The organism is Streptomyces sp. SID5643, from assembly GCF_009872555.1.
Lineage (GTDB): Bacteria > Actinomycetota > Actinomycetes > Streptomycetales > Streptomycetaceae > Streptomyces > Streptomyces iakyrus.
In genome coordinates this window covers 54,351-77,084 of record NZ_WWIC01000337.1, presented here as the reverse complement: position 1 = coordinate 77,084, position 22,734 = coordinate 54,351, and the positions used below count along the sequence as shown (strand labels likewise).

The following is a 22,734-nucleotide window of genomic DNA, read 5'->3' as shown; positions in this document are numbered from 1 at the left end:
CCGTATCTACTTACTCCGGAGTCAACTTACTCATAAGTAAGCCCGGGTCAATGGGCGGGGGTCACATCATGCGGTTCGCGGTGTCGATCGCCTCGGCGAGCCCCCGGATCTCCTCGCTCTCCGTGCTGTCGGCCAAGTCGTCGGCGCGGTCGGCGAGTTCGTCCAGGCGCGGGGCGTCGGGCAGGTCGCGGTCACCGCGGCCGAGGGCGTCGGCGAAGTAGGCCGCCGTGGCGGCGGTCCGCAGGCCGCGGCTCGCGTTCCACACGGAGTCGTCGAGGGCGTCGGCCTCCAGGTCGCCGGACTCCTCGTGCGGGTCGCGGGTCTCGGGGTCGAGCCAGCGGACGGTGGCGGTGGCGAGGTGGCCCCGGGCGCCGGGCACGGTGCGCACGGCGTACAGGGCGGTGACGGTGTGGCCGGGGCCGACCTCGCCGCCGTCGACCCGGTCGTCGCGGAAGTCCTCGTCGGCGACGCGGCGGTTGTCGTAGCCGATGAGGCGGAACTCCTCGACCGTCTCGGGGTCGAAGGCGACCTGCGCCTTGGCGTCGCGGGCGGTGAGGTCGACGTTGCGCGGGAGCTGCTCGGAGAAGACCTTGCGGGCCTCGTCCTCGTCGGACACGTAGACGGTGTGGCCGTCGCCCTTGTCGGCGAGCCGCTCCATGAGGGCGTCGCCGTAGTCGCTGCCGACGCCGACGCCGAAGAGGGTGATGCCGTGCTCGCGGCGCTCGCCGGAGATGCGCTCCAGGATGCTGTCCGCGTCGGTGTCGCCGGTGTTGGCGAGGGCGTCCGAGATGAGGACGACCCGGTTGGTGGCGCCCTCGCGCAGGCCCTCGACGGCCGTCTCGTAGCCGGTCTCGACGCCGGCGCCGAGGTTGGTGGAGTCCTGGGTGTCCAGGTCGGTGACGGCGTCCTGGATCTCGTCTCGGTTGCCGTCGAGACGGGTCATGGGCAGGACGGTCTCGGCCTCGTCACTGAAGGTGACGAGCGCGACCGAGTCGTCGTCGCGCAGCCGGTCCGTCATCACCGAGAGGGACTCCTTGGCGAGGTCCAGGCGGCCCGGTTCGTCCATGGAGCCCGAGACGTCGATGACGAAGGTCAGGGCCGCGGGCGGGCGTTCGCCGCCGCGTTCCGCGGTGCGGGTGGCGAGGCCGACGCGGACCAGGGACCAGTCCTCGCCGTCCGTGCGGGCTCCGTCGACGGTGACCGAGAAGCCGTCACCGTCGGGGCGCTCGTAGTCCTGGCGGAAGCTGTTGACGAACTCCTCGGGGCGGACCGTCGACGGGTCGGGGAGCCGGCCGTCGGCGAGGGAGCGGCGGGCGTAGTCGTAGGAGGCGGTGTCGACGTCCAGGGCGAAGGTGGAGAGGTGGCCGGGGTCTTCGCGGAAGTCGTCCCGCTCGCTCGTGGCGTCCTCGTCGCCGTGGGCGGGCGCGGGTTCGCGCGCGCCGTACTCCGGGCGGTCGGCGGCCTTGCTGCCGTCGCCGGTGTCGCCGCCCCCGCTGCACGCGGTGAGCAGCAGTCCGCTCGCGGCCGTGAGTGCGAGCAGCGCTTTTCGTGTCCGGAACCGCTCCATCGTCCGTACCCCCTGCGTCCGTTGCCGTCGGCTTCTTGCGACTGTGACGGCGCAGGGGGCCCGAACGTGCGGTACAGGGCGTTGCGGAAGCGTCTCGAAGCGGCCACGGGGACCGGCCTTCGAGACCGGTGGGTGATCCTCCGTTGACCTAGGAGACGACGTCCTTGCGGGCGAAACCCCGGAAGGCCAGGGCGAACAGCACGAGCGCGTACGTTACCGAGACCGACGTGCCCTGGATCATGTCCGACCACTCCAGCTGGGGCCGGACGGCGTCGAGCCAGGCGTACTGCCAGTGCGCGGGCAGGAAGTCGCGCCAGTCGCCGAGGGCCGTCACCTCGTCGAGGACGCTGCCGATGATGGTGAGGAACACCGCACCGCCGACCGCGCCGAGCGGAGCGTCCGTCCTGGTCGAGAGGTAGAACGCGAGTGCCGCGGTGACCAGTTGGGACACCATGATGTACGCGACCACGATGAGCAGGCGCTGGGCGGCCGTGCCGGTGGGCAGGGTGCCGCCGGTGGGCAGTTCGAGCGGGCCCCAGCCGTAGGCGGCCGTGCCCACGGCGAGGGCGACGACCGGGAGCAGGATCATCGCGGCCAGGCTCAGGGTGAGTCCGACGGCGAGCTTGGACCACAGCAGCCGGGCCCGGGGCACGGGGGCCGCGAGCAGGTAGCGCAGGGAGGACCAGCTCGCCTCCGAGGCGACGGTGTCGCCGCAGAACAGGGCGACGGGGATGACGAGCAGGAAGCCGGCGGCGGAGAAGAGGTTGACGGCGGCGAAGTTGGCTCCGGACGCCGTCGCGGTGTCCATGAGGTTGACGCGGTTGTTGTTGCCGCCCGGGTCGCCGCCGACCTGGAAGGCGACGAGCAGGATGATCGGCAGGGCGACCAGGACACCGCCCATGACCTGCGTGCGGCGCCGCTTCAGCTGCCGGACCAGCTCCACGCGGAAGGGCAGGGTGCGGCCCGCGCGGTAGCCGTCGGCGACCTCGACGGGCGGCTCGGCGAGCTGGCTCATGCTTCGGCTCCGATCAGGGTGAGGAAGGCGTCCTCCAGGCGGCGGTGGGGGCCGACCGACCGCACCGCCACGTCCAGCCGTACGAGGTCGGCGACCAGGCGCTGCGGGGTGCCGTCGGCGTCGAGCTGGACGAGGAGGCCCTCGTCGGTGCGTACGGCCGAGGCGACGCCGGGCAGGGCGGCGACCTTCTCCACGACGGGCTCGTCCACGGGCGTGGCCGTACCGATCAGGAGGGTGTCGCCCGAGCCGGTGATGTCCGCGACCGGGCCCGCCTGGACGAGCTGTCCGTGGTCCATCACGACCAGGTGGGTGCAGGTCTGCTCGACCTCCGCGAGGAGGTGGCTGGAGACGATGACCGTGCGGCCGGCGGCGGCGTAGCGGATCATCACCTCGCGCATCTCGCGGATCTGGGGCGGGTCGAGGCCGTTGGTCGGTTCGTCGAGGATGAGCAGGTCCGGCAGGCCGAGCATGGCCTGGGCGATGGCGAGGCGCTGGCGCATGCCCTGGGAGTAGGTGCGCACGGCGCGGGCGAGGGCGTCGCCCAGGCCCGCGATCTCCAGGGCCTCCTCCAGGTGCGCGTCCTCGGGCGGGCGGCCGGTGGCGCGCCAGTACAGCTCCAGGTTCTCGCGGCCGGACAGGTGGGGCAGGAAGCCCGCGCCCTCGACGAAGGCGCCGACCCGGGACAGGACCGGGGCGCCGGCGCTGATGGCGTGGCCGAAGACGCGGATCTCACCGCCGTCGGGCCTGATGAGGCCCATCAGCATGCGCAGGGTGGTGGTCTTGCCCGCCCCGTTGGGGCCGAGCAGGCCGAGGACCTGGCCCTTCTCCACGCGGAAGGAGAGGTCCTTGACGGCGTACCGGTCCGACGCCTTCGCGTAGCGCTTGGTCAGGTCGGTGATCTGGAGGGGGACCTCGGCCAGTGCCGGGTCCGGCGGGGCCGGTGCCACCGTGCGGCGGCGTCCCGTGAGGATCAGCGCGAGCGCGATGCCGGCACCGGCGAGCGGCAGCCACCAGACCCAGGCGGGCAGCCCGGCCCGGCTGTCGCGCTCGCCGAGAGCCGAGGGGACCTTCAGATCGCCCTTGAGGGAGACGGTGTACGTCGCCGGGGCGGTCGGGGAGGCGTAGCCGAGGTCCGTGGAGGCGAGGACCAGACGCAGCCGGTGTCCGTCGGCGACTTCGTGGTCGATCGCCGGGAGGGTGATCCGGACGTCCTTGCCGGCCTTGGCGTCCTCGACCCGGACGGGCGTGACGAGCTGGGAGGGCAGCACCTGCTGGGCCTCGCCGCCGGGGCCGACGTCGTAGAGCTTGGCGAAGAGCACGGCGTCGTCGCCGGTGGACTTCACGTGCACGGTCGCGGTGGGCGAGCCGGTGATCTGAAGGTCCTCGCGCTGCGGTGCCGACTCGAACGCGGCGAACTGGCCGGGGAAGTCCAGGGAGACGCCGATGCCGAGCGTGGAGAGCTGGCTGAGGCCGCCGGCGCCGCCGAGGCCGGGCAGGGCGGAGACGCCGGGCGGGCTGGCGCCGGGCGGGTTGGCGAAGCTCTGCTCGCGGCCGGCCAGGGCGATGGAGCGCTGCTCGGCCTCCAGGCCGGGGTAGCGGTCCGAGGTCACGCCGGCCAGGCGGGGTTCGCCGTCGCCGGAGCCCGTGCCGAGGGTGCGGGTGACGCGGAAGGCGGGGCCGGTGTCGGCGCCCTTGTCGTCCTTCAGGTAGCGGTCGAACCAGGTCTTCACGCGGTCCTGGACGCGGCCGGTCTCCATGTCGCCGCCGTCGTGGCCGCCGGCGATCCAGTCGACGTCCACGGGAGCGCCGTTCGCACGGATCGCCTTCGCCGCCCGGTCGGCCTGGCCGAGCGGGAAGAGGGAGTCGGACTGGCCCTGCATCAGCAGCGTCGGGACCTTGATGTCCTTGCCGACCGCGGACGGCGAACGCTCCTCCAGCAGCTGGCGGGCCTGCGCGTCCGGCTTGCCCGACTCGGCGACCCGCTCGTACATGCGGCACAGCGCGGGCTCGAACTTCTCACAGCCGCCGCCGGAGTTGACGAAGATGCCGGCCCAGAGCTTCTTGAACACGCCGTTCGGGAAGAGGGCGTCGGCGAGGTTCCAGTAGGTGATCGCCGGGGCGATGGCGTCGACGCGGGCGTCGTGCCCCGCGGTGAGCAGGGCGATGGCGCCGCCGTAGGAGCCGCCGGCCATGCCGACGCGGGGGTCGCCCTTCTTGTCGAGCTCGACCTGGGGCTGCTTCGCCAGCCAGTCGATGAGCCCGGAGACGTCGGCGACCTCGCCCTTGGGGTCGTTCAGCCCGATCTTGCCGTTCGACTTGCCGAAGCCGCGGGCCGACCAGGTCAGGACCGCGTAGCCGTCCCGGGCGAGGTCCTGGGCCTGCTGCCGTACGTCGTTCTTGCTGCCGCCGAAGCCGTGGCCGAGCAGGACGGCGGGGCGGCGTCCCTCGCCGCCGGAGGTGAAGAACGAGGTGTCGATGCGCACGCCGTCCGCGGTGTTCAGGAGCCGGTCCGTGCGGTGCACCGGGGGCGCCTCGTCGCCGGCGACGGCCGTCCACGTTCCCGCGCCCGCGAGGACGACGACGGCGGCCCCGGCGGCGAGGAGCCTCCGGGGCCTCCGAAGCAGCCCGTTCAGTCCGGGCAGTCGAAGATCCATGCGTCAACGGTACGGGGTGAAGCTGTCGATGAGTTGTCGACCGGAGACCGAAGTGGGTGGCATCCCAGGGGTGTACACGGAGTTCGTCGCGTACTGCGGGTGGTGTACGGGGCCCGGCTCGGGTGGTGCCGTGATCTGCCGTGCGCGGGTGCGTTGTGGTTGTTCGCGCAGTTCCCCGCGCCCCTGAAGGCAGGCCCCTACGCCTCCGGTACGGACACCAGCCAGCGCGTCTGCCTGCGCGGGCGCAGGTACAGCGCCCAGTACAGGGTCGCCGCCGCTGTGATGCCGCCCGTCCAGAGGAGGTACGTCGTCTCCTGCTGCATCAGGACGTAGAGCAGGACCACGATCAGGAGGAGGGGGACCGCCGGCCACAGGGGCATGCGCCAGGCCTGGGTGTGCCGGTGGGGGCCGCGGCGGGAGAGCAGGGCGGCGACGGCGACCAGGAGGTACATCCCCGTCACCGAGACGCCGGTGACGCCGTACAGGGTGTCCAGGTTCACGAAGCACAGGGCCGCGCCGGGGACTCCCACCGCCAGGGTGGAGACCCAGGGGGAGCCGAAGCGGCCCAGGCGGGAGAAGAGGGCGTTGACGGGCTCGGGCCAGGCCTTGTCGCGGGCCGAGGCGAACAGGACGCGGGAGTTCTGGATGACCATGACGATCCCGGCGTTGATGATCGCGAGGGCCACACAGAGGCTGACGAACGTGCCGACGGCCGAGTCGGACCAGGCGGTGACCATGGTGCCGATGTCCCCGCCGGTGAGGGCGGCGAGGTCGGGGGCTCCCAGGGTGATGGCCGCCACCGGGACCAGGATGATCACGGCGGAGATGGCGAGGGTGGCCAGGACGGTGCGGGCGACCGTGCGGCGGGGGTTCTCCAGTTCCTCGGAGAGGTAGACCGCCGTGGAGAAGCCCTGGGTGACGAACAGGGCGATCGCGAGGCCGGAGACCACCAGGAGGGCCGTCACCGTGTCGGGGGCGCCGTCCGGGCGCGCCACCTGCATCGAGACCAGGCTGTCGGCGCCGCGTTCGGCGTGCGTGAAGCCCAGGACCGCCACGACCGCCGCCGCGATGACCTCCAGGACCAGGAAGACGCCGGTGATCCAGGCGTTGGCCCGCAGGTCGAGCAGGCCGGCGAGGGTCGCGAGGAGCATCACCGAGGCGCCGGTCCAGGACGGGTCGAGGTGGACGAGGGGGGCGAGGTAGTCGGCCGTTCCCATCGCGATGACCGGCGGGACGATCACCACCACCAGCAGGGAGAGGACGAACACCAGCCAGCCCGCGAGCCGTCCGGCCATCGTCGAGACCATGGCGTACTCGCCCCCGGCGCTGGGGATGAGGGTGCCCAGCTCGGAGTAGCAGAACGCCACGGCGACACAGAGCAGGGAGCCGATGGCGATGGTGAGGGCGGTGGCGGTGCCGAGCGAGCCGAACAGGTCGGGGACCACCACGAAGAGCGTCGAGGCGGGCGTCACGCAGGAGAGGGTGAGGAGGGTGCCGCCGACGACTCCGATGGAGCGCTTGAGCTTCCCGGGATGACGGTCCGGCGCCTGCGCGACGGTGGTCTCGACAGGGCGGAGCGTGTCGGTCATGCGGCGGTTCCCATCGGCTCGGCGGCGCGGCAGTGGATGTGCGCAGCATCGAACACCGACGAAAAGCAGCAGGTCAATGGGTGTTTACCTACGAAATCCGCAGCAGAAGGCCACTTTCGCTGCTGTTTTAGGAAGCAGAGGCCAATGGGAACAGGGCGGGGGCTTCCTGCGGTTCTCGCAGGAAGCCCCCGGAAAAAACTCTCGGCGGGTGCCTCAGTGGTTGCGCGGGAAGCCCAGATCCACGCCCGCGGGGGCGTCGGCCGGGTCCGGCCAGCGGGTGGTGACGACCTTGCCGCGGGTGTAGAAGTGCGTGCCGTCGTTGCCGTAGATGTGGTGGTCGCCGAAGAGCGAGTCCTTCCAGCCGCCGAAGGAGTGGTAGCCCACGGGGACCGGGATCGGCACGTTGATGCCGACCATGCCGGCCTCGACCTCCAGCTGGAAGCGGCGGGCCGCGCCGCCGTCCCGGGTGAAGATCGCGGTGCCGTTGCCGAACGGCGAGGCGTTGATGAGGTCCAGGGCCTCCTCGTAGGTCTCCGTGCGCAGCACGGTGAGCACCGGGCCGAAGATCTCGTCCTGGTAGGCCTTGGCGGAGGTGGGCACCTTGTCGAGCAGCGAGATGCCGATCCAGTGGCCGTTCTCGAAGCCGTCGACCGTGTGGCCGGTGCCGTCCAGGACGACCTCGCAGCCCTCGGCCGCCGCTCCCTCGACGTAGGAGGCGACCTTGTCGCGGTGGACCTTGGTGATGAGCGGGCCCATCTCGGACGTCGGGTCGTCGCCGGGGCCGATCTTGATCTTCTCGGCGCGCTCGCGGATCTTCTCCACCAGCTCGTCGCCGATCGAGCCCACCGCGACGACCGCGGAGATGGCCATGCAGCGCTCGCCCGCCGAGCCGTAGGCCGCGCTCACCGCCGCGTCGGCGGCGGCGTCGAGGTCGGCGTCCGGGAGGACCAGCATGTGGTTCTTGGCGCCGCCGAGGGCCTGCACGCGCTTGCCGTTGGCGGAGGCGGTGGTGTGGATGTAGCGGGCGATCGGGGTCGAGCCGACGAAGGAGACGGCCTTGACGTCCGGGTGCTCCAGCAGGCGGTCCACGGCCACCTTGTCGCCGTGAACGACGTTGAAGACGCCGTCCGGGAGGCCCGCCTCCGCGAGCAGTTCAGCGATCTTGATCGAGGCGGACGGGTCCTTCTCGGAGGGCTTCAGCACGAAGGTGTTGCCGCAGGCGATGGCGATGGGGAACATCCACATCGGCACCATCGCCGGGAAGTTGAACGGTGTGATGCCCGCGACGACGCCGAGCGGCTGGCGGATCGAGGAGACGTCGACGCGGCTGGCGACCTGGGTGGACAGCTCGCCCTTCAGCTGGACGCTGATGCCGCAGGCCAGGTCGACGATCTCCAGGCCGCGGGCGACCTCGCCGAGGGCGTCGCTGTGCACCTTGCCGTGCTCGGCGGTGATCAGCTCGGCGATCGCGTCCCGGTTGGCGTCCAGCAAGGCGCGGAACGTGAACAGGATCGACGTGCGCTGGGCCAGCGAGGACTGGCCCCAGGTCAGGTAGGCCTCCTTGGCGGCGGCGACCGCCGCGTCCACCTCCTCGACCGAGGCGAACGCGACCTTCGTCGTCACCTCGCCGGTCGCCGGGTTGGTGACCGGCCCGTGCGTGCCCGAGGCGCCTTCGACGGTCTTGCCGCCGATCCAGTGGTTGACGGTCTTCGTCATGGCCGGGAACTCCTTCACAGATGGCGGCGTCGGGTGGAGACGTGCCGTTCGTACAGCTCACGTGCCTTGACCGCGGACGGCCGTGTCGCGGTCTCGGCCACGGGTACATCCCACCAGGCCTGCGCGGGAGGCGCGCCCGACACTGTGTCTGCCGTTTGGGTCTCGACGTAGACACATGTGGGAGTGTCGGCCGCCCGGGCCTCGGCGAGGGCCTCCCGCAGGTCCCGGACGGTCTTCGCGCGCAGGACGCGCATGCCGAGGCTGGCCGCGTTGGCGGCGAGGTCCACGGGCAGCGGTGGCCCCGTGTACGAGCCGTCCTCGGAGCGGTAGCGGTAGGCGGTGCCGAACCGCTCGCCGCCCACCGACTCCGACAGTCCGCCGATGGACGCGTAGCCGTGGTTCTGGATGATCAGGACCTTGATCGCGATGCCCTCCTGGACGGCCGTCACGAGCTCCGTCGGCATCATCAGGTACGTGCCGTCGCCGACCAGCGCCCACACGGGCCGGTCCGGGGCGGCCAGCTTCACGCCGATGGCGGCCGGGATCTCGTAGCCCATGCAGGAGTAGCCGTACTCCAGGTGGTACTGGTCGGGCGACCGGGTGCGCCACAGTTTGTGCAGGTCGCCGGGGAGGGAGCCGGCGGCGTTGATCAGGATGTCCGACGCGTCGGCGATCTCGTCCAGGACGCCGAGGACCTGCGGCTGGGTCGGGCGGGTGTCCGGTTCGTCCACCTCGTAGCAGGCGTCGACGCGCTGTTCCCAGCGCTCCTTGTCCTCGGTGTACTCGGTGGCGTAGCCGCCCGCGACCCGGTGCGCGTGCAGGCTCAGGGCGTCCGTGAGCTCCTGAAGGCCACTGCGGGCGTCCGCGACGAGGGGCCGGCCGGCGAGCTTGTGGCCGTCGAAGGGAGCGATGTTGAGGTTGAGGAACCGCACGTCCGGGTTGCTGAACAGCGTGCCCGAGGCGGTGGTGAAGTCGGTGTAGCGGGTGCCGACGCCGATCACCAGGTCGGCGGTGCGGGCGAGTTCGTCCGCGGTGGCCGTGCCGGTGTGGCCGATGCCGCCGACGTCCTGGGGGTGGTCGTGGCGCAGGGAGCCCTTGCCGGCCTGGGTGGAGGCGACCGGGATGCCGGTGTTCTGGGCGAACTCTGCGAGGGCCTCCTCGGCGCGGCTGTGGTGGACCCCGCCGCCCGCGACGACCAGGGGCCGCTTCGCCGCGCGGATCGCCCGCACGGCCTCGGCCAGTTCCACCGGGTCGGCGCCGGGACGCCGTACGGCCCAGACGCGCTCGGCGAAGAACTCCTCCGGCCAGTCGTACGCCTCCGCCTGCACGTCCTGGGGCAGGGCGAGGGTGACGGCGCCGGTCTCGACGGGGTCGGTGAGCACGCGCATCGCGTTCAGCGCCGAGGGGATCAGGGCCTCGGGCCGGGTGATCCGGTCGAAGTACCTCGACACCGGTCGCAGGCAGTCGTTGACCGACACGTCGCCCGCGTAGGGCACTTCGAGCTGCTGGAGGACCGGGTCGGCGGGGCGGGTGGCGAACACGTCACCGGGCAGGAGCAGCACCGGCAGGTGGTTGATGGTCGCGAGGGCCGCGCCGGTGACGAGGTTGGTGGCGCCCGGGCCGATGGAGGTCGTCACCGCGTGCGTGGACAGGCGGCCGGACTGGCGGGCGTAGCCGACGGCCGCGTGCACCATGGACTGCTCATTGCGCCCCTGGTGGTACGGCATCTCCTCGGCGTGCTCCAGGAGCGCCTGGCCGATGCCGGCGACGTTGCCGTGGCCGAAGATGCCCCAGGTGGCGCCGATGAGCCGCTGCCGGACGCCGTCGCGTTCGGTGTACTGGGCCGCCAGGAAGCGCACCAGCGCCTGTGCGACCGTCAGCCTCGTGGTCGAGGTCATCGGTGTCCCTCCCTCTGGGTGGTCACGGATACGCGACGGTGACGGCGGGCGTTCACCCGGGGAGGCCGTGTACGCCTCGTCGGGGAGACCTCCGGCGCGGGGCCGTAGCGGGCGGGGAGTTGTCGCTCGCACTTCGCTCCTGCCAAAGCAAAGCGGCCTCCCGCGCCGGAGGCGATCAGGGCCCGGGACGCGCCCGGGAGGTGGAACTCGTGGTCTTCGGTGCTGTCGCCCGTGGTGAAGGTGCGGGTGGTCATGAGGCGGCCCTCACAGCAGTCCGACGGCGGTGTCCACGGCGGCGGCCACGTCGCCGTCCGCCGGGTACAGCAGCGAACGGCCCACGACCAGCCCGCGCACGGTGGGCAGTTGCAGGGCGCCGCGCCACTTCTCGTACGCCCCGTCCTGGTCGTCGCCCACCTCGCCGCCGAGCAGCACGGCGGGCAGCGTGGACGTGGCCATGACCTCGGCCATGTCGTCGGGGTTGTCGGTGACCGGGACCTTCAGCCAGGTGTAGGCGGAACTGCCGCCGAGGCCCGAGGCGATGGCGATCGACTTGGTCACGGCTTCGGCCGAGAGGTCGTTGCGCAGCCGGCCCCGCTCGTCGCGGTAGCTGATGAACGGCTCGACGAAGACGGGGAGTTTCCGGGCGGCCATGGCGTCGACGGCCCTGGCGGTGGACTCCATCGTGGTGAGCGAGCCGGGGTCGTCGTAGTCGATGCGCAGCAGCAGCTTGCCCGCGTCGAAGCCGAGGCGCTCGATGTCCTCGGGGCGGTGTCCGGTGAAGCGGTCGTCGAGTTCGAAGCTCGCGCCTTGGAGGCCGCCGCGGTTCATCGAGCCCAGGACGACCTTGCCGTCGAGGGCGCCGAGCAGGAGCAGGTCGTCGAGGATGTCGGCGGTGGCCAGGACGCCGTCCACGCCGGGGCGGGACAGGGCCAGGCAGAGGCGTTCGAGGAGGTCGGCGCGGTTGGCCATGGCCATGGCACGGCCGCCTACACCGAGGGCGCCGCGGGCCGGGTGGTCGGCGGCGACGATCATCAGGCGGCCGCTCGCGTTCAGCAGCGGCCTCCGGGGGCGGCGGGCCGCGGCTTCGGCGATCGCCTCCGGGCGGTGGCTGCGCAGGCGGACGAGTTCGGCGACGTCGACGGTCACTGGACGGCTCCCGCGGTGACGGCCGCCTCGATCTCGGCCGGGGTGGGCATGGCGGAGGAGCACTCCAGGCGGGAGGCGACGATGGCACCGGCGGCGTTGGCGTGCCGCATGGTCTTCTCCAGTTCCCAGCCGGCCAGCAGGCCGTGCACGAGTGCGCCGCCGAAGGCGTCGCCGGCGCCGAGGCCGTTGAGGACGTTCACGGGCAGCGGCGGGACCTCGGCGCTCTCCCCGGCGCTGTTCACCGCGAGGACGCCCTTGGGGCCCTGCTTGACGACGGCCAGCTCGACACCGGCGTCCAGGAGGGCGCGGGCGGCGGCGTGGGGTTCGCGCACGCCGGTGGCGACCTCCACCTCGTCGAGGTTGCCGACGGCGACGGTGGTGTGGCGCAGGGCCTCGGTGTAGAAGGGGCGGGCCGCGCGGGGGTCGGTCCAGAACATGGGGCGCCAGTCGAGGTCGAAGACCGTGGTGCCGGACTTGGCGCGGTGGGCGAGGGCCGCGAGGGTCGCCGTACGGCTCGGTTCCTCGCTCAGGCCCGTGCCCGTGACCCAGAAGACCCGGGCGTCGCGGACGGCGTCGAGGTCGAGCTCGTGGGCGTCGATCTCCAGGTCGGGGGCCTTGGGCTGCCGGTAGAAGTACAGCGGGAAGTCGTCCGGCGGGAAGACCTCGCAGAAAGTGACCGGGGTGGGCAGGCCGGGGACCGGGGTGACCCAGCGGTCGTCCACGCCGAAGCCCTTCAGGGCCTCGTGGAGGTAGGTGCCGAAGGGGTCGTCGCCGGTGCGGGTGATCACTGCCGTCCGGCGGCCCAGGCGGGCCGCGGCGACCGCGACGTTGCTCGCGGAGCCGCCGAGGAACTTGCCGAAGGACGTGACCTGCGGCAGCGGGACGCCGGTCTGGAGCGGATACAGATCCACTCCGATCCGCCCCATGGTGATCAGGTCGTACGCCATCGGTGTCCCCTCGGTGCTCGGCTCTCCCCGGTGTTGTAGCCCCCTCTCGACGCCCTGTCAATGTTTTGTCCAGACATTCGGACCAGATCATGACAGCGCTTTCCGTATGCCCTGGTCCGGATGTCCCGATCCGGATTTCACGGTTCCGCGGTCTTCAGGCCTCGGCGTCGGCCCCTGCGCCCGGGCATCGGGCCCGGCACCCCGTCCCCGCGTCAAGGCACCCCACCGAGCTTCCGGAGCGCGCTTTTGCCCCGGCTGTGTCACAAACACCCCCGTCCTGTCACGTGCGTGCCGTGTACGCGGGTCTTCCGTCACACCCGGCCCACAGGCCCTGCCGCGTACCACCGGGCCTCGTTGACCGGACACAGGCTTGTTGATCGCCAGCGCAGCGCCCGGCTCCCCCGGACGGCCGTCCACGGCCGCCGCCGTGGTGCGCGCGGGGAGGTGCACGTCATGACCGACCGAAGGCTCTGGTCCTACAAGGAGATCGCGGCGCACATCCGGGTGCAGCCCGACACCGTGCGGTCCTACCGCAAACACGGGCTGCTGCCCCCGCCCGACCACGTCGAGGGCGGCAAGCCCTACTGGTACGCCGACACCGTCCGGGCGTGGGTCGCCTCCCGGCCCGGCAACCGCGGCCGAAGAGCCGAGTGAGCCCGTCCCGCCCCCCTTCTCGACCTCGTGCCCCACGCTCCCGTGGGGCACGGCGCCGTCGGCCGGGGCGTCAGCTCCAGGGCTCGATGACCGTCGCCCCCGCTCCCGGCGTCTCCCCCATCGCCTCCAGCGCGGCCGGGACGTCGGCCAGCGCGATCGTCGAGGTCACCAGCAGATCGGGGCGCAGGACGCCGCTGCGGACCAGCTCAAGCATCGGCGGGTAGCTGTGCGCGGCCATGCCGTGGCTGCCGAGCAGTTCCAGCTCAAGGGCGATCACGCGGGCCATCGGCACGGGGGTCGTGCCGGCCGGTGAGGGCAGCAGGCCCACCTGGACGTGCCGGCCACGGCGGCGCAGGCCGTTCACGGAGGCGGCGCACGTGCCGGGTGAGCCCAGGGCGTCGAGGGAGAGGTGGGCACCGCCGCCGGTCAGGTCACGGACCGCGGCCGCGGTGTCCGCCACGGCGGTCGCGTCCAGGCACTGTGCCGCGCCGAACGTCCGCGCCAGTTCCAGGGCCCGTTCCGACACGTCGACCGCCACCACGCGGGCTCCCGACGCGGCCGCGATCATCACGGCCGAGAGCCCGACCCCGCCGCAGCCGTGCACAGCGACCCTTCCCCAAGCTCTCAACTTCGTTCGAGCAGGGGAGACCCCAACCCCGCCGCCACCCGGCCCTGCTGCACCACCGCCCGGTACGCCGTGGCGAAGCGGCAGCCGAGCGAGGCCGCCGTCGCGAAGGACAGCTCCCCGGGCAGCGCCACGAGATTCACATCGGCGTGGTCCAGCGCCACGTACTGGGCGAAGGAACCCCAGTGGGTGAAGCCGGGCTGGGTCTGGCGCTCGCACACCTGATGGTCGCCCGCAGCGCAGGACGGGCAGGTGCCGCAGGCGCAGATGAACGGCACGGTGACCCGGTCGCCGGGCCGCCATCCGGTCACCCGGGCGCCCACCGCCTCGACGACCCCGGCGAGTTCGTGCCCGGGCACGTGCGGCAGGACGATGTCCGGGTCGTGGCCCTGCCAGCCGTGCCAGTCGCTGCGGCACAGCCCGGTGGCCTCGACCCGCACGACGACTCCGTGCTCCGCGGGCTGCGGATCCGCGACCTCCCGCACCTCGGCCGCTTCCCCGTACCGCTCGAACACCACGGCCCGCATGGACCCACCCGCCTTCCGTCGCTGTCCTGCCCGGAGCGCCCCGGGGGCGGGGTGACCGCGCGCCCCGGGTGTCCGGCACCCCCGGGAACGCTAGCGCCGCGATACGGGACGCCGCCGTCACCCGCATCACCCGGAGGTGCGTCGGCATCTGCACGGCCGGCCAGGCCGGCCTGGAGCTGATCCCTGGCCTATGAGGGCGACGAGCGCGCGAGGCCTGTGTGCAGGAGCTGAAGGGTGCCATCGTGCGCTGTCCGGAGCCGCTCATGGGGACGTCGTGAGCCGATACCCCCTAGGGGTACAGTGGGATGAGCGGGTACCTCAGCGGACCCCACAGCCCCACATGCCTCGACGAGGAGTAACGACATGACCGCCCAGACCGACACCACGGGCCCCGTCACCACCGTCTTCAAGGTGAGCGGCATGAGCTGCGGACACTGCGAGGGCGCGGTCTCCGGCGAGATCTCCCAGATCTCCGGCGTGAGCTCGGTGACGGCCGTCGCCAAGACCGGCGAGGTCACCGTCGTCTCCGCCGCCCCGCTCGACGACGAGGCCGTACGCACCGCCGTCGACGAGGCCGGCTTCGAACTGGCCGGCCGGGCCTGAGCCGCACGGGTCCGGCAGCCGACGGACCCTGAGCCACCCGGGGCCGGGCCCGCAGCCGGGCCCGGCCCCGCCCGGGTCCGGCAGCCGGCAGCCGGCAGCCGGCAGGTCTGAGACGCGCCGGCCCTGGCACCCGTACCCGTGTACGGGCCGTACGCCGCCGCCCCCGGCCCGAACGGCCCGTTCCGCTTCCCGGGCGCCCGCATCTCCTGGAGTCAGAGGACATGACCAGCACCACCGCCCAGGCACCGGCCGACCGTGAGCCGGCCCTCGCCGAGGTCGAGCTGCTCATCGGCGGGATGACCTGCGCCTCCTGCGCGGCCCGCGTCGAGAAGAAGCTCAACCGCATGGAGGGCGTCTCCGCCACGGTGAACTACGCGACGGAGAAGGCCCGGGTCGCCTATCCCGCGGGCATCGAGGTCGCCGATCTGATCGCCACCGTGGTGAAGACCGGGTACACCGCCGAGGAGCCCGCGCCCCCGCAGGAGGAGGATCCCGGCACCGGGACGCAGGACCCCGAGCTCTCGGCCCTCCGCCGGCGCCTCACCGTCTCCGCCGTCCTCGCCCTGCCCGTGATCCTCCTGGCCATGATCCCCGCGCTCCAGTTCGACAACTGGCAGTGGCTCTCGCTCACCCTCGCCGCACCCGTCGTCGTCTGGGGCGGGCTGCCCTTCCACCGGGCGGCCTGGACGAACGCCCGGCACGGCGCCGCGACCATGGACACCCTGGTCTCCCTCGGCACCCTGGCCGCGTTCGGCTGGTCCCTGTGGGCGCTGTTCCTCGGCGACGCGGGCATGCCGGGCATGCTGCACCCCTTCGAGCTCACCGTCTCGCGCGGGGACGGCGCCTCCTCGATCTACCTGGAGGTCGCGTCCGGCGTCACCGCGTTCATCCTGCTCGGCCGCTACCTGGAGGCCCGCTCCAAGCGCCGCGCGGGAGCCGCGCTCAGGGCACTGATGGACCTGGGCGCCAAGGACGTGGCCGTACTGCGGGACGGGCGCGAGGTGCGGATCCCGGCGCAGCGCCTCGCCGTCGGCGACCGGTTCGTCGTACGGCCCGGCGAGAAGATCGCCACCGACGGCACGGTCGTCGAGGGCGCCTCCGCCGTGGACGCCTCGATGCTGACCGGCGAGTCGGTGCCGGTGGACGTGACGGCCGGGGACGCGGTCACGGGCGCGACGGTCAACGCGGGCGGGCGGCTGGTCGTCGAGGCCACCCGGGTCGGCGCCGACACCCGGCTCGCGCGGATGGCGAAGCTGGTGGAGGACGCGCAGAACGGCAAGGCCGAGGTGCAGCGGCTCGCCGACCGGATCTCCGGGATCTTCGTGCCGGTGGTGCTGCTGATCGCCGCGGCCACGGCCGGGGCGTGGCTCGGCCTGACGGGCGACGGCGTCGCCTCGTTCACCGCTGCCGTAGCCGTCCTGATCATCGCCTGCCCGTGCGCGCTGGGCCTGGCCACCCCGACCGCGCTGATGGTCGGCACGGGCCGCGGCGCCCAGCTCGGCATCCTCATCAAGGGCCCGGAGGTCCTGGAGTCCACGCGCCGGGTCGACACGGTCGTCCTGGACAAGACCGGCACCGTCACCACGGGCCGGATGACCCTCCAGGAGATCCACCTCGCCGAGGGAGCCGACGAGAAGGAGGTGCTGCGGCTCGCGGGTGCCGTCGAGCACGCCTCCGAGCACCCCGTCGGCCGTGCGATCGCGCTGGGCGCCGCGGAGAGCGCCGGGCGGCTCCCGGAGGCCGAAGCGTTCGAGAACGTGCCCGGGCGGGGCGTACGCGGGCGCGTGGAAGGCCGTGACGTCGCCGTGGGGCGGCTCTTCGACGAGCTGCCGCCGGAGCTGGCCCGCGCGCGGGACGAGGCCGAGCGGGCCGGCCGTACGGCGGTCGTGGCCGGCTGGGACGGGACGGCGCGGGCCGTGCTGGCCGTCGCGGACGCGGTCAAGGAGACGAGCGCCGAGGCCGTGCGCGAGCTGCGCGCCCTGGGGCTCACGCCGGTGCTGCTGACCGGGGACAACCGCGCGGTGGCCGAGACGGTGGCCGCAGCCGTGGGCATCGAGCAGGTGGTGGCCGAGGTGCTGCCCGAGGACAAGGTCGCCGCGGTACGGCGGCTCCAGGCCGAGGGGCGGGTCGTCGCCATGGTGGGCGACGGCGTCAACGACGCGGCCGCGCTCGCCACCGCCGATCTGGGCCTGTCCCTGGGCACCGGCACGGACGCGGCGATCGAGGCGGGCGACCTGACGCTGGTGCGCGGCGATCTGCGGGTGGCCGCGGACGCCATCCGGCTGTCGCGCCGGACCCTGGCCACGATCAAGGGCAATCTCGTGTGGGCCTTCGGCTACAACGTGGCGGCGCTGCCGCTGGCCGCCGCAGGCCTGCTGAACCCGATGATCGCGGGGGCCGCGATGGCCTTCTCGTCGGTCTTCGTCGTCACGAACAGTCTGCGACTGCGGACATTTCGGTGAAGTCGCCCGAATTCAGCCTAAGTTCACGGCGAACGCAATTTGAGCCCCTCTGGAGTCCCGGGCCCGGCTCACATAAGCTCTTCACAAGGCTCGCGCATCATCCTTACGCTTGGGCCTCGAACGGCATACCTGGGCTCTTGCGCATCTAACGGACATACGCAAGAGACGCAGATCACAGTGATGTGAACGTAACCATCGAAGGGGTTCGAAGGTCTAAGTTGACGATGTCAGGGAGCGTCTTGGGGGGCGCCACCTGACATCTGGGGATGTCTTGGGGGACTTCCCCGGAGATGCGTTGCCGGGGCACGTACACCGGGAAGCTTTGAGCGGCCCTCCCGGGCGTGCGCTGTCCCGGCAGATCGCACACCACCGCAGTACCGCAGTACCGCAGTACGACGAGTTCTGCTCGTTCTGCTCAACAGCGATTCAGGCGCTGTCCTCACAGACGCCCGGCCGGATCCCGTGGGGGGAATCCGTACCGGGACTGGGAAGGCGCCCTGGACGTCGGCCCGTGGGGGGACCGACGCCGGGGCGCCTTCTTCATTGCGTAAGAAATCCCGTGAGAGATCATGCGAAGGCCCGCGCCCGTACGGGGAAGCCCGCCCGCCCACGCGAAAGCCCCCGCACCCGGCAAGCGGGACACGGGGGCCGTAGCGGTGCCGCGGCTGTGCGGCTCAGCGCTCCTCGACGGGAACGAAGTCGCGCTCGACCACGCCCGTGTAGATCTGGCGCGGGCGGCCGATGCGGGAGCCGGGCTCCTTGATCATCTCGTGCCACTGGGCGATCCAGCCCGGCAGCCGGCCGAGGGCGAACAGGACCGTGAACATCTCGGTCGGGAAGCCCATGGCCCGGTAGATCAGGCCGGTGTAGAAGTCGACGTTCGGGTAGAGGCTGCGCGAGACGAAGTAGTCGTCGGAGAGCGCGTGCTCCTCCAGCTTCAGCGCGATGTCCAGCAGCTCGTCGGACTTGCCGAGGGCGGACAGCACGTCGTGCGCGGCGGCCTTGATGATCTTGGCGCGCGGGTCGAAGTTCTTGTAGACCCGGTGGCCGAAGCCCATCAGGCGGACGCCGTCCTCCTTGTTCTTCACCTTGCGGATGAAGGAGTCGACGTCGCCGCCGGAGTCGCGGATGCCCTCCAGCATCTCCAGCACCGACTGGTTGGCGCCGCCGTGCAGCGGGCCCCACAGGGCGTTGATGCCGGCGGAGATCGAGGCGAACATGTTCGCCTGCGAGGAGCCCACCAGGCGGACCGTGGAGGTCGAGCAGTTCTGCTCGTGGTCCGCGTGCAGGATCAGCAGCTTGTCGAGCGCGGAGACCACGGTCGGGTCCAGCTCGTACTCCTGCGCGGGGACCGAGAAGGTCATGCGGAGGAAGTTCTCGACGTAGCCGAGGTCGTTGCGCGGGTAGACGAACGGGTGACCGATCGACTTCTTGTACGCGTACGCGGCGATCGTCGGGAGCTTGGCGAGCAGCCGGATCGTGGAGAGGTTGCGCTGACGCTCGTCGAACGGGTTGTGGCTGTCCTGGTAGAACGTGGACAGGGCCGAGACCACCGAGGACAGCATGGCCATCGGGTGGGCGTCGCGCGGGAAGCCCTTGTAGAAGTTCTTGACGTCCTCGTGCAGCAGGGTGTGCTGCGTGATGTCGTTCTTGAACACCGAGAGCTCGTCGACGGTCGGCAGCTCGCCGTTGATCAGCAGGTAGGCGACCTCCAGGAAGGTGGAGCGCTCGGCCAGCTGCTCGATCGGGTAGCCGCGGTACCGCAGGATGCCCGCTTCGCCGTCCAGGTACGTGACGGCGGATTTATAGGCGGCCGTGTTGCCGTAACCGCTGTCCAGCGTCACCAGACCGGTCTGGGCGCGGAGCTTTCCGATGTCGAAGCCCTTGTCACCGACGGTGCTGTCGATCACCGGGTAGGTGTACTCGCCGTCGCCGTACCGCAGTACTACAGAGTTGTCGCTCACGTCTTCCCTCACCGACGTTGTGCCTCATCTTCGAGGTTGCCCTGACTGTCTCTACCATCCCCCACTTGGCTCAGGAGAGTGCACTCGGGGTCGACCATCGGGCCTATTGACGGCACTGAGTGCCGCCAACTTGCTCATCCTGCCCCCTGGGTCCCCCTTCCGGAAGTGTCTTGTGACCTTCACGACTCATTTGATCGATCATTTTTTGTGGAACCGAGCCGGAAGTCGAGTGCCGTGCACCTCCGGCCCGCCGAAATCGTGCGCACCGCCTGGCCGATCGCCTTGCGCGAACCGACGAGGACGACCAGCTGCTTCGCCCGGGTGACCGCCGTGTAGAGCAGGTTCCGCTGGAGCATCATCCAGGCGCCCGTGGTGACCGGGATGACGACCGCCGGGTACTCGCTGCCCTGGGACCGGTGGATCGTCACGGCGTACGCGTGGGCCAACTCGTCGAGCTCGTCGAACTCGTACGGCACCTCCTCGTCCTCGTCCGTGAGCACCGTCAGGCGCTGGTCGACCGGGTCGAGCGAGGTGACCACGCCGACGGTGCCGTTGAAGACACCGTTCTTGCCCTTCTCGTAATTGTTGCGAATCTGGGTGACCTTGTCGCCGACGCGGAACACCCGTCCGCCGAATCTCTTCTCGGGCAGGTCGGGGCGGCCCGGGGTGACGGCCTGTTGCAGCAGGCCGTTGAGGGTGCCCGCGCCGGCCGGGCCGCGGTGCATGGGAGCGAGGACCTGGACGTCACGGCGGGGGTCCAGCCCGAACTTGGCCGGAATGCGGCGGGCGGCCACGTCGACGGTGAGTCGGCCGGCGGCCTCGGTGTCGTCCTCGACGAAGAGGAAGAAGTCCTTCATGCCGTCGGTGACCGGGTGTTGGCCCGCGTTGATCCGGTGCGCGTTCGTCACCACGCCGGACTGCTGGGCCTGCCGGAAGACCCGGGTGAGGCGCACCGCGGGGATGGGGCCGCCGTCGGCCAGGAGGTCGCGGAGCACCTCCCCCGCGCCGACGCTGGGCAGCTGGTCCACGTCCCCCACGAAGAGCAGGTGCGCCCCCGGCGGGACGGCCTTCACCAGCTTGTTGGCGAGCAGCAGGTCCAGCATGGACGCCTCGTCGACCACCACCAGGTCGGCGTCCAGCGGGCGGTCCCGGTCGTAGGCCGCGTCGCCGCCGGGTTTGAGCTCCAGCAGGCGGTGGACGGTGGAGGCCTCGGCGCCGGTCAGCTCGGACAGGCGCTTGGCGGCCCGGCCCGTGGGGGCGGCGAGCACGACCTTCGCCTTCCTGGCACGGGCCAGCTCCACGATCGAGCGGACCGTGAAGGACTTGCCGCAGCCGGGGCCGCCGGTGAGGACGGCGACCTTCTCGGTCAGTGCCAGCTTGACGGCGGCCTCCTGCTCGGGCGCGAGATCGGTGCCCGTGCGCCCCTTCAGCCAGCTCAGCGCCTTGTCCCAGGCGACGGTCCGGAAGCCCGGCATGCGGTCCTCGCCGGTACGCAGGAGGCGCAGCAACTGGGCCGAGAGGGAGAGTTCGGCGCGATGGAAGGGGACGAGGTAGATCGCGGTGACCGGCTCCCCGCCGTCGGGGCCCGGCACCTTCTCCCGTACGACGCCGGGGTCCTCGCCGTCCTGTGGGGGCTCGGCCAGCTCCGCCAGGCACTCGATGACCAGGCCCGTGTCGACCTGGAGCAGCTTCACCGCGTCCTTGATCAGCTGCTCCTCGGGGAGGAAGCAGTGGCCCTGGTCGGTGGACTGGGACAGCGCGTACTGAAGGCCGGCCTTGACGCGCTCCGGGCTGTCGTGCGGGATGCCGACGGACTGGGCGATCCGGTCGGCGGTGAGGAAGCCGATGCCCCAGACGTCGGACGCGAGCCGGTACGGCTGGTTCTTCACGACCGAGATGGAGGCGTCGCCGTACTTCTTGTAGATGCGCACGGCGATGGAGGTGGAGACCTCGACCGTCTGGAGGAAGAGCATGACCTCCTTGATGGCCTTCTGCTCCTCCCAGGCGTCGGCGATCTTCTTCGTGCGCTTGGGGCCCAGGCCGGGGACCTCGATGAGGCGCTTGGGCTCCTCCTCGATGATCTGGAGGGTGTCCATGCCGAAGTGCTGCGTGATCCGGTCGGCGAAGACGGGACCGATGCCCTTGACCAGGCCGGAGCCGAGGTAACGGCGGATGCCCTGGACGGTGGCCGGCAGGACCGTCGTGTAGTTCTCGACGTGGAACTGCTTTCCGTACTGCGGGTGGGAACCCCAGCGGCCCTCCATGCGCAGGGATTCGCCCACCTGCGCGCCGAGCAGCGCGCCGACGACCGTGAGCAGGTCGCCGGCGCCTCTGCCGGTGTCGACCCGGGCGACCGTGTAGCCGTTCTCCTCGTTGGCGTACGTGATGCGTTCGAGTACGCCTTCCAGCGTGGCCATGCGCCGTTCGCCCGCCTGGGCGGCCCCCGCCTGATCGGTCATGATCCGACGGTACCGCCCGGGTACGACAGTGCGGCGGGGCGGAACGGCAGGCGGTACTCGCATAAAGCGACCGATCAGTATGCGGCCGGGGCTTCGCTTTTCACGGCCCATTCACACAAGGGCGTGAAGCTTTACAGTTCAAGCATCCGAGCCGCCCCTTTTGTGATCCTTTCCCGTGGAAGAATTCAGGGGTTCGTCAACAGGGGGGCGGATTCGATTCCGGAGCGACCGTGATGCCGATGCGTTCCCCTGGCCCGAGCACCCCTCTGCGCGTGTGCACCGCGGGCACGCTTCTCGTGGCCCTGTGCGCCGTCAGCACGTTGCCACTGCTCGTGGTGGCCCCCGCGATCTCCGGGGATCACACCGTCGTGGCTCCGGGACCTTCCGCCCCGAACGGGAACACTCCCGGTACTCCCCCGCTGCACCGGGAACCCGCGCCGGAATTCCGCCCGCTCCCCAGCCCGGGGCCGGGCTGATTCCGGTACGGGCCACCCTTTTCCTTTTCCTTCTCCCCCGCCCCGATATCCCGCTGAGACGACGAGGAACGATGTCACCCCAGTCCCAGAGCGTCGCCCTGTGGATCATGTCCCTGGCCATCAACATCACGGCGGCGTGCGCGGGCATCGTCTGGGGCTGGGAGGCCTTCGCACAGTTCCTGCTGCCGGCGTTCGGGTCGGTGGTGGGGGCGTCGATGGTGAGCTACAGCCTGCGGCGGTGAGGGCGAGGGCCTCGCGGTGACCCTCCCCGCGCCGGCCCCGCGGGGGCTCCTCAAGAATCCGGCAAGAATTTCTTACGTCCCGTGCAACCCTTCCGGCCCCAGGGCTGTCGTACTAGGCGTCAGGACTTCTGGAGGGGGATCCGGGGGGATTGCGGGGGTTCCTGACGGGAGGGGAAAAGCCGAGGGGGCC

Annotated in this window: 14 protein-coding genes and 2 pseudogenes; 4 read left to right on the top strand and 12 right to left on the bottom strand. The window is 71.5% G+C overall.

Going from position 1 to position 22,734, the window contains the following annotated elements:
- Positions 1–61 precede the first annotated feature (61 nt).
- The 9 genes and pseudogenes from GTY56_RS35630 to iolC all read right to left on the bottom strand — a co-directional run bounded on the left by GTY56_RS35630 (position 62) and on the right by iolC (position 12,532).
- Positions 62–1,567 (bottom strand): vWA domain-containing protein, encoded by a 1,506-nt coding sequence (locus tag GTY56_RS35630; protein WP_161369417.1) that lies wholly within the window; start codon positions 1,565–1,567, stop codon positions 62–64.
- Between the two features lie 148 nt (positions 1,568–1,715).
- Entirely contained in the window at positions 1,716–2,582 is an 867-nt protein-coding gene (locus GTY56_RS35625; RefSeq protein WP_161369416.1) for an ABC transporter permease, read from the bottom strand.
- Positions 2,579–5,236 (bottom strand): CocE/NonD family hydrolase, encoded by a 2,658-nt coding sequence (locus GTY56_RS35620; RefSeq protein WP_161369415.1) that lies wholly within the window; start codon positions 5,234–5,236, stop codon positions 2,579–2,581. The genes GTY56_RS35625 and GTY56_RS35620 overlap by 4 nt, the downstream gene beginning before the upstream one ends.
- Before the next feature lie 197 nt (positions 5,237–5,433).
- A complete protein-coding gene (locus tag GTY56_RS35615; RefSeq protein ID WP_161369414.1) occupies positions 5,434–6,825 on the bottom strand; it encodes an APC family permease in 1,392 nt (463 codons plus the stop codon).
- A 213-nt stretch (positions 6,826–7,038) separates the two neighbouring features.
- Complete coding sequence (gene mmsA / locus GTY56_RS35610; protein WP_161369413.1) at positions 7,039–8,541, bottom strand: CoA-acylating methylmalonate-semialdehyde dehydrogenase; 1,503 nt, start codon at positions 8,539–8,541, stop codon at positions 7,039–7,041.
- A gap of 14 nt (positions 8,542–8,555) precedes the next feature.
- Positions 8,556–10,439, bottom strand: a complete 1,884-nt coding sequence (iolD, locus tag GTY56_RS35605; RefSeq protein WP_161369412.1) for a 3D-(3,5/4)-trihydroxycyclohexane-1,2-dione acylhydrolase (decyclizing) — start codon at positions 10,437–10,439, stop codon at positions 8,556–8,558.
- Between the two features lie 86 nt (positions 10,440–10,525).
- Positions 10,526–10,621: pseudogene (locus tag GTY56_RS40970) on the bottom strand (5-deoxy-glucuronate isomerase); the annotation flags it as partial.
- Between the two features lie 82 nt (positions 10,622–10,703).
- Positions 10,704–11,585 (bottom strand): Cgl0159 family (beta/alpha)8-fold protein, encoded by an 882-nt coding sequence (locus GTY56_RS35595; RefSeq protein WP_161369411.1) that lies wholly within the window; start codon positions 11,583–11,585, stop codon positions 10,704–10,706.
- Positions 11,582–12,532 (bottom strand): 5-dehydro-2-deoxygluconokinase, encoded by a 951-nt coding sequence (gene iolC, locus GTY56_RS35590; protein ID WP_161369410.1) that lies wholly within the window; start codon positions 12,530–12,532, stop codon positions 11,582–11,584. The genes GTY56_RS35595 and iolC overlap by 4 nt, the downstream gene beginning before the upstream one ends.
- 453 nt (positions 12,533–12,985) lie before the next feature.
- Here iolC and GTY56_RS35585 point away from each other — a divergent pair, with 453 nt between their 5' ends.
- Complete coding sequence (locus tag GTY56_RS35585; RefSeq protein WP_062926956.1) at positions 12,986–13,186, top strand: helix-turn-helix transcriptional regulator; 201 nt, start codon at positions 12,986–12,988, stop codon at positions 13,184–13,186.
- Between the two features lie 70 nt (positions 13,187–13,256).
- On the opposite strand, the pseudogene GTY56_RS35580 reads toward GTY56_RS35585, so the two are convergent.
- Positions 13,257–14,338: pseudogene (locus GTY56_RS35580) on the bottom strand (zinc-dependent alcohol dehydrogenase family protein).
- A gap of 363 nt (positions 14,339–14,701) precedes the next feature.
- On the opposite strand from GTY56_RS35580, the gene GTY56_RS35575 reads away from it, so the two are divergent.
- Together GTY56_RS35575 and GTY56_RS35570 are read left to right on the top strand one after the other, a co-directional pair.
- The gene (locus tag GTY56_RS35575) at positions 14,702–14,941 is read left to right on the top strand and encodes a heavy-metal-associated domain-containing protein (RefSeq protein WP_062926958.1); all 240 of its coding nucleotides are present in this window, start codon (positions 14,702–14,704) and stop codon (positions 14,939–14,941) included.
- 221 nt (positions 14,942–15,162) lie between these two features.
- The gene (locus tag GTY56_RS35570; RefSeq protein WP_161369409.1) at positions 15,163–17,403 is read left to right on the top strand and encodes a heavy metal translocating P-type ATPase; all 2,241 of its coding nucleotides are present in this window, start codon (positions 15,163–15,165) and stop codon (positions 17,401–17,403) included.
- 674 nt (positions 17,404–18,077) lie between these two features.
- Here the strand turns inward: GTY56_RS35570 and GTY56_RS35565 are convergent.
- Together GTY56_RS35565 and recD2 are read right to left on the bottom strand one after the other, a co-directional pair.
- Positions 18,078–19,367 (bottom strand): citrate synthase, encoded by a 1,290-nt coding sequence (locus GTY56_RS35565; RefSeq protein WP_031130597.1) that lies wholly within the window; start codon positions 19,365–19,367, stop codon positions 18,078–18,080.
- Positions 19,368–19,546: 179 nt separating this feature from the next.
- Positions 19,547–21,826, bottom strand: coding sequence for an SF1B family DNA helicase RecD2 (gene recD2, locus GTY56_RS35560; protein WP_161369408.1), 2,280 nt, complete (start codon positions 21,824–21,826; stop codon positions 19,547–19,549).
- Between the two features lie 547 nt (positions 21,827–22,373).
- Between recD2 and GTY56_RS35555 the strand changes: the two genes are divergently transcribed.
- Complete coding sequence (locus GTY56_RS35555) at positions 22,374–22,544, top strand: hypothetical protein (RefSeq protein WP_161369407.1); 171 nt, start codon at positions 22,374–22,376, stop codon at positions 22,542–22,544.
- The last annotated feature ends 190 nt before the right edge of the window (positions 22,545–22,734 follow it).

What these genes read in the sequence shown, in the direction of transcription:
- recD2 (WP_161369408.1), bottom strand. Translation starts at nt 21,826, where the DNA reads ATGACCGATCAGGCGGGGGCCGCCCAGGCGGGCGAACGGCGCATGGCC.
- GTY56_RS35630 (WP_161369417.1), bottom strand. Translation starts at nt 1,567, where the DNA reads ATGGAGCGGTTCCGGACACGAAAAGCGCTGCTCGCACTCACGGCCGCG.
- GTY56_RS35615 (WP_161369414.1), bottom strand. Translation starts at nt 6,825, where the DNA reads ATGACCGACACGCTCCGCCCTGTCGAGACCACCGTCGCGCAGGCGCCG.
- GTY56_RS35620 (WP_161369415.1), bottom strand. Translation starts at nt 5,236, where the DNA reads ATGGATCTTCGACTGCCCGGACTGAACGGGCTGCTTCGGAGGCCCCGG.
- GTY56_RS35570 (WP_161369409.1), top strand. Translation starts at nt 15,163, where the DNA reads ATGACCAGCACCACCGCCCAGGCACCGGCCGACCGTGAGCCGGCCCTC.
- GTY56_RS35555 (WP_161369407.1), top strand. Translation starts at nt 22,374, where the DNA reads ATGTCACCCCAGTCCCAGAGCGTCGCCCTGTGGATCATGTCCCTGGCC.
- GTY56_RS35625 (WP_161369416.1), bottom strand. Translation starts at nt 2,582, where the DNA reads ATGAGCCAGCTCGCCGAGCCGCCCGTCGAGGTCGCCGACGGCTACCGC.
- GTY56_RS35585 (WP_062926956.1), top strand. Translation starts at nt 12,986, where the DNA reads ATGACCGACCGAAGGCTCTGGTCCTACAAGGAGATCGCGGCGCACATC.
- iolC (WP_161369410.1), bottom strand. Translation starts at nt 12,532, where the DNA reads ATGGCGTACGACCTGATCACCATGGGGCGGATCGGAGTGGATCTGTAT.
- iolD (WP_161369412.1), bottom strand. Translation starts at nt 10,439, where the DNA reads ATGACCTCGACCACGAGGCTGACGGTCGCACAGGCGCTGGTGCGCTTC.
- GTY56_RS35575 (WP_062926958.1), top strand. Translation starts at nt 14,702, where the DNA reads ATGACCGCCCAGACCGACACCACGGGCCCCGTCACCACCGTCTTCAAG.
- mmsA (WP_161369413.1), bottom strand. Translation starts at nt 8,541, where the DNA reads ATGACGAAGACCGTCAACCACTGGATCGGCGGCAAGACCGTCGAAGGC.